General features: G+C 36.8%; 11 protein-coding genes and 7 tRNA genes. 15 read left to right on the top strand and 3 right to left on the bottom strand.

Annotated elements, in window-relative coordinates; all coding sequences use genetic code 11:
• Window positions 1-72: 72 nt before the first annotated feature.
• Window positions 73-510 carry a hypothetical protein gene (locus tag A3Q34_RS01255; RefSeq protein ID WP_070373712.1) on the bottom strand — a complete coding sequence of 146 codons (438 nt, stop codon included), beginning with the start codon at window positions 508-510 and terminating at the stop codon, window positions 73-75.
• Between the two features lie 304 nt (window positions 511-814).
• Here A3Q34_RS01255 and aroG point away from each other — a divergent pair, with 304 nt between their 5' ends.
• The 3 genes from aroG to A3Q34_RS01240 all read left to right on the top strand — a co-directional run bounded on the left by aroG (window position 815) and on the right by A3Q34_RS01240 (window position 3,779).
• The gene (gene aroG / locus A3Q34_RS01250) at window positions 815-1,867 is read left to right on the top strand and encodes a 3-deoxy-7-phosphoheptulonate synthase AroG (RefSeq protein ID WP_070373711.1); all 1,053 of its coding nucleotides are present in this window, start codon (window positions 815-817) and stop codon (window positions 1,865-1,867) included.
• Window positions 1,868-2,046: 179 nt separating this feature from the next.
• On the top strand, window positions 2,047-2,859 hold the full coding sequence (locus A3Q34_RS01245; RefSeq protein WP_157470721.1) for a hypothetical protein: 813 nt from the start codon (window positions 2,047-2,049) through the stop codon (window positions 2,857-2,859).
• Window positions 2,856-3,779 carry an ABC transporter ATP-binding protein gene (locus A3Q34_RS01240; protein ID WP_070373709.1) on the top strand — a complete coding sequence of 308 codons (924 nt, stop codon included), beginning with the start codon at window positions 2,856-2,858 and terminating at the stop codon, window positions 3,777-3,779. The genes A3Q34_RS01245 and A3Q34_RS01240 overlap by 4 nt, the downstream gene beginning before the upstream one ends.
• Here A3Q34_RS01240 and A3Q34_RS01235 read toward each other — a convergent pair.
• Both A3Q34_RS01235 and fabA read right to left on the bottom strand, forming a co-directional pair.
• Window positions 3,776-6,373 (bottom strand): putative bifunctional diguanylate cyclase/phosphodiesterase, encoded by a 2,598-nt coding sequence (locus tag A3Q34_RS01235; RefSeq protein ID WP_157470719.1) that lies wholly within the window; start codon window positions 6,371-6,373, stop codon window positions 3,776-3,778. The genes A3Q34_RS01240 and A3Q34_RS01235 overlap by 4 nt on opposite strands.
• A 170-nt stretch (window positions 6,374-6,543) precedes the next feature.
• Entirely contained in the window at window positions 6,544-7,059 is a 516-nt protein-coding gene (gene fabA, locus A3Q34_RS01230) for a bifunctional 3-hydroxydecanoyl-ACP dehydratase/trans-2-decenoyl-ACP isomerase (protein WP_070373707.1), read from the bottom strand.
• A 184-nt stretch (window positions 7,060-7,243) separates the two neighbouring features.
• Here fabA and A3Q34_RS01225 point away from each other — a divergent pair, with 184 nt between their 5' ends.
• The 12 genes from A3Q34_RS01225 to A3Q34_RS01170 all read left to right on the top strand — a co-directional run bounded on the left by A3Q34_RS01225 (window position 7,244) and on the right by A3Q34_RS01170 (window position 13,866).
• The gene (locus tag A3Q34_RS01225) at window positions 7,244-7,498 is read left to right on the top strand and encodes a hypothetical protein (RefSeq protein ID WP_070373706.1); all 255 of its coding nucleotides are present in this window, start codon (window positions 7,244-7,246) and stop codon (window positions 7,496-7,498) included.
• A gap of 183 nt (window positions 7,499-7,681) precedes the next feature.
• Window positions 7,682-8,326, top strand: coding sequence for a UvrY/SirA/GacA family response regulator transcription factor (gene uvrY, locus A3Q34_RS01220; RefSeq protein WP_070373705.1), 645 nt, complete (start codon window positions 7,682-7,684; stop codon window positions 8,324-8,326).
• A 3-nt stretch (window positions 8,327-8,329) separates the two neighbouring features.
• Window positions 8,330-10,180, top strand: a complete 1,851-nt coding sequence (gene uvrC, locus A3Q34_RS01215; protein WP_157470717.1) for an excinuclease ABC subunit UvrC — start codon at window positions 8,330-8,332, stop codon at window positions 10,178-10,180.
• 135 nt (window positions 10,181-10,315) lie between these two features.
• The gene (gene pgsA / locus A3Q34_RS01210; protein WP_070373704.1) at window positions 10,316-10,903 is read left to right on the top strand and encodes a CDP-diacylglycerol--glycerol-3-phosphate 3-phosphatidyltransferase; all 588 of its coding nucleotides are present in this window, start codon (window positions 10,316-10,318) and stop codon (window positions 10,901-10,903) included.
• A gap of 137 nt (window positions 10,904-11,040) precedes the next feature.
• Window positions 11,041-11,116 (top strand) — tRNA-Gly (locus tag A3Q34_RS01205).
• Between the two features lie 49 nt (window positions 11,117-11,165).
• Window positions 11,166-11,239, top strand: a tRNA-Cys gene (locus A3Q34_RS01200).
• A 93-nt stretch (window positions 11,240-11,332) separates the two neighbouring features.
• Window positions 11,333-11,418 (top strand) — tRNA-Leu (locus A3Q34_RS01195).
• Window positions 11,419-11,510: 92 nt separating this feature from the next.
• Window positions 11,511-11,586, top strand: a tRNA-Gly gene (locus A3Q34_RS01190).
• Between the two features lie 58 nt (window positions 11,587-11,644).
• Window positions 11,645-11,720 (top strand) — tRNA-Gly (locus A3Q34_RS01185).
• 89 nt (window positions 11,721-11,809) lie between these two features.
• Window positions 11,810-11,895 (top strand) — tRNA-Leu (locus tag A3Q34_RS01180).
• Between the two features lie 276 nt (window positions 11,896-12,171).
• Window positions 12,172-12,257 (top strand) — tRNA-Leu (locus tag A3Q34_RS01175).
• A 418-nt stretch (window positions 12,258-12,675) separates the two neighbouring features.
• A complete protein-coding gene (locus A3Q34_RS01170; RefSeq protein ID WP_070373703.1) occupies window positions 12,676-13,866 on the top strand; it encodes a site-specific integrase in 1,191 nt (396 codons plus the stop codon).
• Window positions 13,867-13,893 lie beyond the last annotated feature (27 nt).

Genomic DNA, 13,893 nt, shown 5'->3' with positions numbered 1-13,893 from the left:
TGCAACAAGGGTCACTGTTAAAGCAGTGACGGGAAAAAGGAAAAATAAGTTAATAATGGTTAGATGATGAATCTATGAATGATAAGTCAGGCGTGCTGTGTATAGCGTATTGCCATCTTTCCAACCAGCAAGTCGATTAGAGTTTGAACGATGACTGAGTTGTTCATACCAATTAAGTTTAGCAGGAGGGTTTGCAAGATTTTTAAATAAACTTGCAGAGAGTTTTAGCGTAAAAAACTCAGTAACGAGAAGATAGTTTGGCGTGGTTTGTATTTCATTAATAAATAAAGAGGCGGAAATTAGATTTAAGCGCGGTAAGTTAACCACATCATCGGGGGCAATATTATCTATTAATACCGAAAAGTTTGATGTCGGGTGCGAGTGACTTTTTCCAATGGTCGATAGACTAGAAAAAGTTAAATCGCTATTAGCTGAATTTTCAATAGGTAAAGCATTAGCCGTGGCAGCTAAGACAAATAAAAACAGGGTTATCGAAAAAGTACGCCACATAAGAAAAGTAAATTAATTATTAATATGGTGTATGTGTGGCAAAATATTTGTTTTTCAAGTGCAGAGGTAAAATAAATTGACTAAAGTCGCGTTGATTATTGTCGAAAAATCACCATTGTTGCCAACATTATCGATATATTGTTTTTAAGGCATTTTCTATTGGTATTGTCCGATTAACACTGCTAAGTTGTTGATGGGTTACCCATCTAGGAGTCTAGCCAGCGAGTTAGACATACACAATGAAAATAAATTCTAAGCGGTGCAATAACTGTACTTTTTAGCATTGAAGTAAAGAGAAATGACTATGTTCTACCAAACCGACGACGTTCGCATCAGTAAAATCAAAGAATTATTACCTCCAATCGCACTTATTGAGCGATTTCCAGCTTCTCAAGAAGCATCTAAGTCGGTATTTTCTGCACGTAAAGCCATTAGTAACATTTTTAATAATAAAGATGATCGTTTGCTCGTTGTCATTGGTCCTTGTTCAATACATGACACCGATGCAGCATTAGAATATGGCCAGCGACTAGTTAAACTGCGTAAAAAGTATGAAGACACGCTTGAAATTGTTATGCGAGTTTATTTTGAAAAGCCCAGAACAACGGTGGGTTGGAAGGGCTTAATTAATGACCCTTACATGGATAATACTTTTAAGCTTAATGACGGCCTTCGTATTGGCCGTAAATTATTACTCGACCTCAATGATATGGGGATGCCGACAGCGGGTGAGTTTTTAGACATGATAACGCCACAGTATATGGCTGATTTTATGTGTTGGGGAGCAATCGGGGCTCGTACTACTGAAAGCCAAGTTCATCGAGAACTCGCTTCAGGCTTATCTTGTCCTGTCGGATTTAAAAATGGTACAGATGGCACCATTAAAGTGGCTATAGATGCAATTGGCGCGGCAAGTGCTTCTCATCATTTTTTGTCGGTCACTAAATATGGTCATTCTGCTATTGTACAAACAACGGGCAATAAAGATTGTCATATTATTTTACGAGGCGGTAAATCGACAAATTTTGACGCAGACAGTGTAAAAGTTGTGACTGAGCAATTAGACAAGTCTTCACTTAATACTAAGATCATGATTGACTTCAGTCATGCTAACAGCAGTAAAAAGTTTAAAAATCAAATGCTCGTTTGCGATGATGTTTGTCAGCAAATTAGTGGCGGGAATGACAATATTTTCGGTGTCATGGTTGAAAGTCACTTAGTAGAAGGTCGCCAAGACCTGATTGACGGAGAAGTGGCGACATATGGTCAAAGTATTACCGATGCTTGTATTGGCTGGTCTGATACAGAAGTCTTGTTGGCACAACTGAGTGAGTCAGTCGTTACTCGTAGAGCTTAAGTTTATTTTCCCTCTTCTTTAAGTGTATTAGTAAAGCCAATCAATTTTGATTGGCTTTTTTATTTGTAAACTCAATGCCGAGCGCTGATGTTATTGCCACTGTTTGAAACAAAATAACACTCGCATTTTGTTAGCTGTGCCTTTATGGTATTGAAAAATAATCACTAGCAGGCGTTAATTTGTTGAACATCCATAGACTATCTATTCTCACTCAATTTGAATTGAAGCGTATTTTTAATACTAAAAATGGCTTGATCGCCTTAACGGCATTTTGTGCTGTTTGGTTCATACTTTTGACTTATGTGATCAGCTCAGCCACTGAACTGGTTTTTTCCGATGGATTTAAGGTGGCAGCAAGTGCTTTATTTGGCTCATTGGGAGTAAGTGCTTTGTTGAAATGGCCCGTTGCTGAATTTTCTATTTATTGGTTAGTCGCAGTTTATTCATTTCCAATATTCACTTTTTTAGTCAGTAGTGATCAAACATGTTCCGACCGTGCTCGCGGAACGCTTCGTTTTATTACCTTAAGAGCCTCGCGTAGTGAAATATTGCTAGGACGATTTTTAGGTCAATTCCTTACACTTGTTAGCCTTATATTACTAACGTTAGTGGCATGTGTTATTTTAGCCACTGTTCGTGATAATGCTTTGTTTTTACCGGCTTTAAAACAAGCTGCAGTTTTGTTTATTGAATTAGCAATTATAATTTTACCTTTCATTGCTCTGATGTCATTTTTTAATAGTATTTTATCCTCAGCAAAAATGACTATTGTTGCTGGTATTTTGTTTTATACCATAGGAGCACTAGTGATAGGTTTTATTCAATTTCAATTAGACAGTGGACTATTTCTTAACTTTATTTTTCCAGGTACACAAATTAGCAGTGTAGTTTCATTAGATGGACTCGATTTTTACCATTATTTAATTCCTATATTACAAACGATTGTCTTGTTATTTGTTGCGGATAAACTACTAAAGAGGGCATCAATATGAGTTTACTTAATAGCCAATCTGCGCCATTAATTCAAGTTGATAATCTTTCAAAATCATTTGGCGATCATCTAGCTTTAGACAAAGTATCATTCAGTATAGAAAAAGGGCAACCCATTGCTTTAGTTGGACCCAATGGTGCAGGTAAAACAACTTTATTTAGCCTTTTATGTGGTTATCTGTTGCCCAGTAGCGGGACTATCACTATTGCAGGATTGATGGCTGGAGACGCCAACTTATTCGGCAAATTAGCGGCTTTACCACAAGATGCTCAATTTGACCCACGTTTTTCTATTGCACATCAATTAACCTTTTATGCTCAACTGCAAGGTCTAACTCGCAAGAATGCACAAAAAGAAGCACAAAGAACGTTAGAGCTTGTTGGCTTAGCTGACACGCTAAAAGCCAAGCCTGATGAGTTATCACATGGTATGCGTAAACGTGTTGCTATTGCCCAAACGTTAATTGGCTCGCCAGAAATAGTTATGTTGGATGAAGCGACAGCGGGACTTGATCCCATAAATGCACGAGAAGTTCGTCAGCTCGTTGCTTCATTATCATCAGAGATTACCTTTATTTTAAGTTCTCATGATTTGAGTGAACTAGAGCGGTTATGTAGCCAAGTCTTGTATATAGAGAAGGGACAATTAAAACAACATCAAAACTTGCAAAGCGAAGAGCAGCAAGGTTTCTTAACGATTAGAATGAGGAAGGCGTACGATAACTTTTTACCTTTAATGGCTGGCGTTGCCGATGTTCAGCATATTGAACAGACGCAAAATAATGAGTTTTTAATCACTACCGGTCTCGTTTCTCCTGAAAGCGAACCGTTAGATTTACAAATATTAAAGCTTTGTCATCAACACAAATGGCAATATTCACAATTAACTAACGGTAAAACTTTAGAAAATAGATTATTCTAGATTTTATCAGCAGGAATGAACTCACCATCAAGGTCGATACGCTTTTGTGTTCGGCCATTGTTTTGTGAAACCAACCAGTCAAGGTAATCATCAATGGGCATTGGTTTTGCGTAGTAATAGCCTTGCCCAATATCGCAGCCAAAACTACGTAATGTGTCTTCATCTTCTTGGCTATTAATACCTTCAGCAACAACTTCTAACCCTAAACCCTTTGCCATTTTAACGGTAGCTTCAGCAATGGTTTTACGTTTGTGATCACCATTAACATTCTCAACAAATAGTCGGTCAACCTTGAGCTCTTGAAAAGGAAGATGGCTAATTTGCGCCATGGATGAATACCCTGTGCCAAAGTCATCAATACTAATAGTAAAACCTAAATCGCCTAATTTTTGGATTAACTCAAGAGATTGCTTGTTATGGCTAATTGACGCCGATTCAGTTAACTCTAAAATTATTTTGTCAGCGGCTATGCCACTTTCTTCTATAATACTCAGGGCATTAGTAAAAAAGTGCTCATGAGCAATATCTTTACCACTAATGTTAATTGAGACCATATGATTATTATTGACTAAAATTTGTTGATGCTGTGCTAAAGCGCGCTTAATAACCCATAATGTTAGCTGATTAATGAGGCCTAAATCTTCGGCTAAAGGAATAAAAATGTCAGGTGAGATGAAACCTTCACGAGGATGTTCCCAACGAATTAGACACTCGCTACTGCAAACGCGTAAGGTTTTAAGGTCGATTTGTGGTTGATGGTATATAGCTAATGTGTCATTCTCTATGGCTTCTTTTAAATCGGTGGCAAGTTTGAGTAAGTAACTGGTGTGATCTGATTTTTCGCTTTGATAATAAGCCCAACGGCCATAGACAAGTTGCGCATCGTTTACCGCTAATTGGGCATGATTAATCAATAAGTAGTTAGCACTGCCATGTTCTGGGTAGTTAGCGACACCAATGACTGCTGACAAGGGTAACTTAAGGTCATCTATTTGAAATGTCTCAGAGGTAAGCTGTTGTATTGATTTGATCAAAACAGGCAAGTCTTGCTGGTTTTTCTCGTTATTAACGATAATAGCCAGACAGTTATTTTCTAAGAAACAAATTTTTTCGTGGTTAGAAGATAATTCTACGATAGCATCATTATGAATGAACAATGAGCTTAAGCGACGACTTAGCCGTTTAAATAAAGCCGCGTTAGCTTTATCATCAATATAAAGTGATATTTGTTCGATATGTTCTGGTTTAATTATTAATACACAAAAATCGTTTTTACCCGAAATTTTCATTTCGTTCATCGCGTTTTCAAGCATAGACTTACGGGGTAATTTAGTAAAGTCATGGTAACAGATGTCATTAATTCTATCTTGATCGTTTCTGCGCATCCGCTCAGCGAGTGCAAAAGCCATAAAAGTAATTTCAATCATCACCGCAAATAAAAATGCATTACGTGTTATGAATGTTGAATCAACATAATTTAATAACACGAGTGGTTGAATGGCCGCCCCAGCTAGGAAAGGTACCCATGAAATGAAATAAAAGCGTGCCCAGGCAAAGTCTTTAGATAATCTTCTAAAAATGATAAATAATGAAAATAGGTAAAAGAATGGCTGAATTGAAAAAAACAGTTTGGTTTGTGCAATTTGGTCTAAGGTCAGTGAATAGAAAGCGACAACTATTAATAGCCCACCTGATATCATTCCAACTTTATAGAGGGTGCTTTTTGTTTGGTCATAACGTAAAAAGTATAAGGAGAAAAGAAGTAGGAAAAATATCAAATAATAATTGATGAATAATAAATACTGATGAATAAAATACTGAACATCTTTAGAGAAAATGAGATACCCGTAACCAGTTAGTCCAGCTAAAACGGTAAAAGAAGATAATAAATAGCCAATATATACCAAATACACCTTATCTTTTATCGCAAAATATAAAACAAGGTTATATATTGCCATTAAAAGAATAATGCCAATAAATATTCCATAAACAATTTGCGAATAATCGATACGCTTATTAAAGTTGTCTTTGTTGTAGAGGGTCAAAGGTACATTTGGTGGGCCATTACTTTTTACATGCACAATAACTTGCATCGTGCTTTTTGCAAGTAGATCAAAAGCTACATGAGGAAATACATCTAATAAGGTGTCTTGTTCAATTGTTGCCTTTTGCTGAGCGATTTGAGTCACGCTTTCTAACATAGCATTGACTTTATAAACATCAAAGAAGGCTAGCATGCTGTTATCGGCATGCAATACAACACTTTGAGTGTTTGGGGTGTTGTTATTAATATTAATTTTTACCCAATAGGATTGAAGACCTAATGCGTAGGGAATGTCATTAGCTAACGAGGGAGTGAATCGCGCTTCGGCCTCTTTGCTTTTAACGAGAGTTTTGATATTTAAACTATTGTCGCGGTCAATAGCGTAGCTAAAATCACTTGTTACTAAAGGAGAGTCTTCACTAAAAGAAAGTTCATCAATATGACTGATAAACTGCCATACACTGTTAAGAATAAAAACTAACACCAGTGAAATCATTAGGATAAAGACTAATTTGGTAATGTTATAAACACTTGAGGGTAACTTGGTCATAAGGGTGATTTTAAGAATAGCAAGGTAAGTTAATGAGGTTAATTTAGCAGAATATCGCAAATAAAGGCAGGAATTAATAAAATAAAAAAGCCTACTGTCTAAAAGTAGGCTTTAGCTTAAATAACGTAAGGTACGGTTATATTATTAGGTAAGTCTTAGATAAAACAAGGCTAAAATGAAGTAGTGTCAGTAAATAAGCCTACTTTTAAATCTTTAGCGGTATAGATAACTTTGCCATCAACTAAGACTTCACCATCGGCAATACCCATAAACAATTTGCGTTTGATGACACGCTTTAAAGTGATTTTATAAGTCACTTTTTTGTTGGTCGGTAAAATTTGACCTGTAAATTTAACTTCACCTACACCCAACGCTCTACCGCGACCTGGACCACCTGACCAACCAAGGAAGAAACCAACGAGTTGCCACATAGCATCTAAGCCTAAACAACCAGGCATAACAGGGTCACCTTTAAAGTGACAATCAAAAAACCAAAGGTCTGGGCTAATATCAAGTTCAGCAATAATCTCACCTTTACCATATTCACCACCATCTTCAGTGATAGAAATAATTCGGTCCATCATCAACATATTGTCTGAAGGTAATTGACTATTTCCTTCGCCAAACATTTCGCCAGTTCCTGCTTTTACTAAGTCTTCTTTAGAGTATGAATTTTGATCTAACATGAGGTCACTTTATTTTCAGTAATTAAATTATTCGCTACTTTAGCGAACACCTGTACACTAAACAACTCCGAGCAGTGCTTTATTTGAGTTTTATTAATATAAAGTTAGATTATTATCATTTTTTTATATATTATTTGGTTACGCATAACCTTGTTCTTATTTTAAATAATTTGGTAACTCACTGATGAAAGAGAATAAAAAAGCATTTAGTAACGCAGAGAAACAAAAGCGCTATCGCGAACGACAAAAAGAGAATGGTAAAAAAGAAATGCGTGGCTATTTGTCTCCAGAAGCACAGAATTGTTACGAACTCATAGCCGAACAGACGAAATGGACGGACAGCGTCATTTTAAGTAATGCGGTTAGATTGACTTATGCTGCTTATAAAAATGGTCAAATTGGTTTGTTAAATAACTGGCTAAAGAAGCATGATCTCTAGTTAAAAATTAGCCTAACAGTAGGTTAATAAAGCAGTGCTATAACTATGCTGCACTTTTTCAATGTAAGATGGTTGAATTCAATTGTACTGCTTGCTAATACCCTATATGCTCTAATCATATAAGGAATATTTCTTACAGTATTCTCCAAGATAATAAAAATTGTAAATTAAGGTGAACCTCCGTTGATAAATGTTTTATTGGTCGATGATCATGAGTTAGTTCGTACAGGAATACGTAGAATTCTAGACGACGTAAAAGGACTTAAAGTCATAGGTGAGGCCGAAACTGGAGAAGAAGCCGTACAATTTTGTCGTAAAAGTCAACCCGATGTTGTGTTAATGGACATGAACATGCCGGGGATAGGTGGTTTAGAAGCGACTAAAAAAATAATTCGTTATTCACCTGACATAAAAGTTATCGTGTTAACGGTGTATTCAGAAGACCCTATTCCTACCAAGGTCATGCAAATTGGCGCAGCAGGTTATTTAACTAAAGGTGCTGGTGCTGATGAAATGGTTAACGCCATTCGAGCAGTAAACAGTGGTCAACGTTACATTACGCCAGATATTGCTCAACAAATGGCATTAAGTCAGTTTAAATCGAATGAAGAAAATCCATTCAATACCTTGTCTGAACGTGAACTTCAAATTATGTTGATGATCACCCGTGGCGAAAAAGTCCCCCATATTTCAGAACAACTCATTTTAAGTACTAAAACGATTAACAGTTACCGATACAGAATGTTTGAAAAGTTAAACGTTGGTAATGATGTAGAACTTACTCATCTCGCTATTCGTCATGGTATGATCAAAACAGAAACATTATAAACCTTGTCAATTTCTCAATCTCTTTTTGATCACCAAGCTTTTCTTTCTTCCGTTTCTGAGCAAGCGGGTGTTTATCGGATGTACGATAAACACCAAACGGTTATCTATGTAGGAAAAGCTAAACAGCTTAGAAAACGCCTTGCCAGTTACTTTCGTAAAGGTGTCGGCAGCACCAAAACCAAAGTATTAGTCAGCCATATTATGGCGATTGACGTTACCGTTACTCATACTGAGGGCGAAGCGTTAATTCTTGAAAACAACTACATTAAAAAATACCTCCCTAAATATAATATTTTATTACGAGATGATAAGTCTTACCCCTATTTACTAATAACAGACCATAAACATCCTAAGTTAGGTGTTCACCGAGGCGGTAAAAAAGTTAAAGGAGAATACTTTGGTCCATATCCAACTGTTGGTGCTGTTTGGGAAAGCCTTCGTTTAATGCAAAAGTTATTTCCGGTTCGTCAATGTGAAGATAGTTATTATCGTGCGCGCAGTCGTCCTTGTTTGCAGTATCAATTAAATCGTTGCTCTGCACCCTGTGTCGATAAAATATCAGCGGTTGATTACCAGCAACAAGTTGACTTAGCTAAACTATTTTTACGAGGAAAAAGCTCAACGGTTATTGATAGTTTAGTGGTTGAAATGGAACAAGCTAGCCACACATTAGACTTTGAGGCTGCTGCTAAGTACCGAGATCAAATCGCTACATTACGACAAGTTCAAAAGCAACAGTTTGTCAGTGGTATTGTCGCTGAACTTGATGTTATCGGTATCTATATTGAGAAATCACAGGTTTGTGTACACGTTTTATTTATACGTGATCAAAAGATACTGGGTAGCAAAAGCTATTTCCCTAGTATTCCTGCTGACACGGAACAAGCAGACGTTTACCAAGCCTTTATAAGCCAGCATTACTTAGGGCAAGACTTGAAAAGTGCTGCTATACCTAAAGAAATAGTGATCAGTGAAAGTTTTGAACACATTGAAGAGCTTACTAAGCTTTTGAGTGAGCAAGCTGAGCGCAATGTTAAAATATCAACGAGTGTTCGCAGCGAACGTGCCCAATATTTAAAGTTGGCCTGTACCAATGCGCAAAATGCATTAGTCACTAAGAATAGTCATAAAGCTTCAATGCAAGCACGTTTTTCGGCGTTAAATGAAGTTTTTGAACTTGATAATGGCATTAACCGAATTGAGTGTTTTGATATTAGTCATACCATGGGGCAACAAACCGTGGCATCCAATGTGGTGTTCAATCAAGAAGGGCCTTTAAAAAGTGATTATCGTCGTTATAATGTCTATGGCATTACACCGGGAGATGATTATGCGGCGATGGCGTTTGCGCTTAACAAACGTTATGGCAAAGTGACTACCATGGAAAATATGCCTGACATTGTTTTTATTGATGGCGGTAAAGGACAATTATCAAAAGCAGAAGCATTTTTTGCTCAATGGCAAACAGATACCGCTTTAGAAAAAATCCCACTATTAGTTGGTGTCGCTAAAGGAGAAGGGCGTAAGCCTGGACTTGAAACGCTAATCTTAGCAGGTAGTCATCAGCTAATTTCATTACCATCGACCTCACCAGCTTTACACTTAGTACAGCATATTCGTGATGAATCACATCGCTTTGCCATTACAGGACATCGAGCCAAGCGTCAAAAAGCCAGCAAAAAATCGACACTGGAATCTATTGAAGGAATTGGCGCGAAAAAACGTCAAGCCTTATTAAAATATTTAGGCGGGCTCCAAGAAGTTATGCAAGCCGATAGGTCAATACTAGAAAAGGTGCCTGGTATTAGTGCTGTTTTAGCCGATACAATATATAACGCCTTACATGATAAATAAGTTAAACGTCTTCCTGTAATAAACCCACCTTTGTTGTCTACACTTATTATTGCTATTTTTTGATAAAAATTTACGTCTCTGCCTGTAATGTGTAGAATGCGGTAACGCTTGTTGCTTTAGTAGTAAAATAAATTTATGTGGACCATTCCAAATCAAATCACCATGTTTCGGATAGTATTAATACCTGTTTTTTTAGTGGTATTTTATTTACCAGTCTCATGGAATCATTTCGGCGCATTTGCCGTATTCTGGCTTGCTGCTATTAGTGATGCTCTTGATGGCTATCTAGCACGTAAATTAAACCAATCTTCAGCATTTGGCGCCTTTATTGACCCAGTAGCTGATAAATTAATGGTTGTTGCTGCTTTAGTGCTACTTATTCAAGATTATCAACTGTGGTGGATTTCAATTTCAGCAATATTAATGATTGCTCGTGAAATTTTTATTAGTGCCTTGCGTGAATTTATGTCTTCACGCGGTAAACGCGATGAAATTGCTGTTTCTCAAATGGGAAAATATAAAACAGCTGCGCAAATGCTAGGTATTATGGGATTAATTTGGCAACCTGATTATGATATTCCATTAATTCTGTTTAATTTTCCACATGAAATATTAATGTTTATCGCTTACAGCTTTTATGCGATAGCCACAGTGCTTACTTTTTGGTCAATGCTGGCCTATTTTAAAGTAGCTTGGCCAGAGTTAGCGAAACAAAATAGCTAGAAAATGATATATTTAGTTAAAAAAACGTCAAATTAGCCGCTTTTTGAGCAGTCAAAACAAAATTGAAATTAAACTGTTGACTCCAAATAATTTCAATGTAGAATGCGTCCCAAGTTGACAGGGAGTCAGCAGATGAAGCGGCTGTAGCTCAGCTGGTAGAGCATCACGTTGCCAACGTGAATGTCACGAGTTCGAGTCTCGTTAGCCGCTCCAAGTTTGATTTATAATGATTTTTTTTAATTGTTATCTATTCAAAGGATTCGGCGGGTTGGCAGAATGGCTATGCAGCGGATTGCAAATCCGTGGACCTCGGTTCGACTCCGGGACCCGCCTCCATTACTTATTTATAAGTGTTGGATGTATGAAGGACTTAGTTTAAATACTAAGAAGTAGGGAACCAATCACTACTATAAAAAATAATTATCCGATGCCCGGGTGGTGGAATTGGTAGACACAAGGGATTTAAAATCCCTCGCTCATAGAGTGTGACGGTTCAAGTCCGTCTCCGGGTACCACTTCTTTTAATGAAGTAAAGTGGATAGTTAGATGGTGTGTGTTGGCGCATGCAGATAAAATTTAAACCTTGTTTGTAATAACAAGTTACGAAGCGGCTGTAGCTCAGCTGGTAGAGCATCACGTTGCCAACGTGAATGTCACGAGTTCGAGTCTCGTTAGCCGCTCCAAATTTTATTAAAGAAAAGAAAACCTTAAGTAATGATATTATATTACTTAATCTACGAAGCGGCTGTAGCTCAGCTGGTAGAGCATCACGTTGCCAACGTGAATGTCACGAGTTCGAGTCTCGTTAGCCGCTCCAATATTTAGTGTTAAGCTAGATAGTAGGAATCTCTTAGTAATTAAGAGTTAGTAGGGAGCCAATCTCTACTTTAAAAAGAATTATCCGATGCCCGGGTGGTGGAATTGGTAGACACAAGGGATTTAAAATCCCTCGCTCATAGAGTGTGACGGTTCAAGTCCGTCTCCGGGTACCACCTTTATACTGTACTTTCTGTTCAGTAATTTAAATAGTAGTAATTAAACCTGTATCAATAATGTATGTAATTAATTTACATCACATTTATAATGCATATATTTATACAATAAATATAGCTAAGATGTTGTGATTTAGCTGACAACAAAAGATGTAGCGTCTCGTTAGTTGTTTAAATTTAATGTGTAGATAAGTTAAAGAATTTAATTAGTTAAATCTCTTAGTAAGTTAAGAGTTAGTAGGGAGCCAATCTCTACTTTAAAAAGAATTATCCGATGCCCGGGTGGTGGAATTGGTAGACACAAGGGATTTAAAATCCCTCGCTCTTAGAGTGTGACGGTTCAAGTCCGTCTCCGGGTACCACCTTTTTATTCTGTATATCCTCTGTTAATCAATAAGTTATACCACAAATCACTCAGTTTCATCTTCATTGAAAATAATCAATTATTCGTCCTTATTTTAGCTTTTTATTAACTTTATACGCATCGAAACACTACTACATTTAACATATAAAACTTAATTTTACGTACATAACCCTAGCAATTTCCTGTCGCGATACTGTCCATCTAATCTTACAATTCAGTTTCCTGTCTATACGCAGGCACTTATTATTAAAAAATTGCTATTCATTTCGTTATTAAAACAATCTACTCGTAGTGTTAAGTACCATTCCCTATGGTCTATATCCGGTTTAAATACACTGAACTATGTCCGAAAGTAAATAAACTCTGAGCATATATTAAATTATTGGATCCATTAAATAATCGCGGAGAATTTAATAATGCCAGTACATAACCAAACTCGATTCAAGTTTACAAATTCAAAACTAAAAGCTTTACCTGCTAATGACATTGATTCTAGATCAACTGATCAAGAATATACTGATACTGAAATATCAAACCTTAAGCTATTAGTTGGTAAGACAGGAAGCAAAAGGTATTTAGTTCGCTATCAGATAAAATCTAAAAAACGCTCATTAACAATCGGCAAATTTCCAGATATCAATGTTAACGATGCCCGTAGTATAGCTAGAAAACACTTAACGCAAGTTGCATCAGGTGTTGACCCTAAGCAAGAACGTGAAAATCAAAAGTTAATGCCAACCTTAAATGATTATTTCAATGACAGTTATTTACCTTATATCAAACAAAATAAACGGTCATGGAAGCATGATCTTCAAAGATACACAGATTATGTCAGTAAACGTTTCGGTAATAAGTATTACGATGAAGTAACAGCTTTAGATGTACAACGCCTACAAATGGATATGTTATCCGGTGAGGGTTTCACAAAAATATTTGCACCATCAACGTGTAATCGAACATTAGCCTTGCTTAAAACTATGGGGCAACAAGCTATTGCTTGGGGGATTATTGAAATTAATCAGGCTAACAAAATAAAATTGCTTAAGGAAGATAATACAAGAACAAGGTACTTCACTGTAGGAGAAATGAAAAAAATCATTCAGCAAGCTGTTAAATACCCGAATCCATTTGCTGGTCGGTTTATTGCTCTACTTCTGTATTCTGGTGTGCGTAAAATGGAATTGCTGACAGCGCAGTGGAAGCATTTAGATAAAGGTAAACGAAAACTCTATGTTCCTATGACAAAATCAGGTAAAAGCCGAGAAATCTATCTTAGCGACGAAATGATGAAGCTTATTTGTGAATTACCCAAACGTGAAAGTAACCCGTATATATTTTCAAGTTTGATCACAGGTAAGCACATTTCAGAACCAAGGTGGGCTTACGATGTAGTACTTAAGAAAGCGGGGATAAATCGTAAAGAAGTTTGTTTTCATACGTGCCGCCACAGCGTGGCTACCGCCTTAATTTCAAGCGGTCGAGATTTGTATGATGTCATGATCCAGCTAGGCCACGCCAATATTGCCAGTTCGCAAAGATATTCTAAGGTGTCGGAGCAACGGCAAAGGTTGGTAGGGCAGACGGTTAGTGATTTAATTTCATTTTGATTTAGACTGAAAATTAAAAAGCAGCGT

It is taken from the genome of Colwellia sp. PAMC 20917, assembly GCF_001767295.1.
Taxonomy (GTDB): Bacteria; Pseudomonadota; Gammaproteobacteria; order Enterobacterales; family Alteromonadaceae; genus Colwellia_A.
The sequence above is the reverse complement of the archived record's forward strand: the minus strand, read 5'-3'. Positions and strand labels throughout refer to the sequence as shown.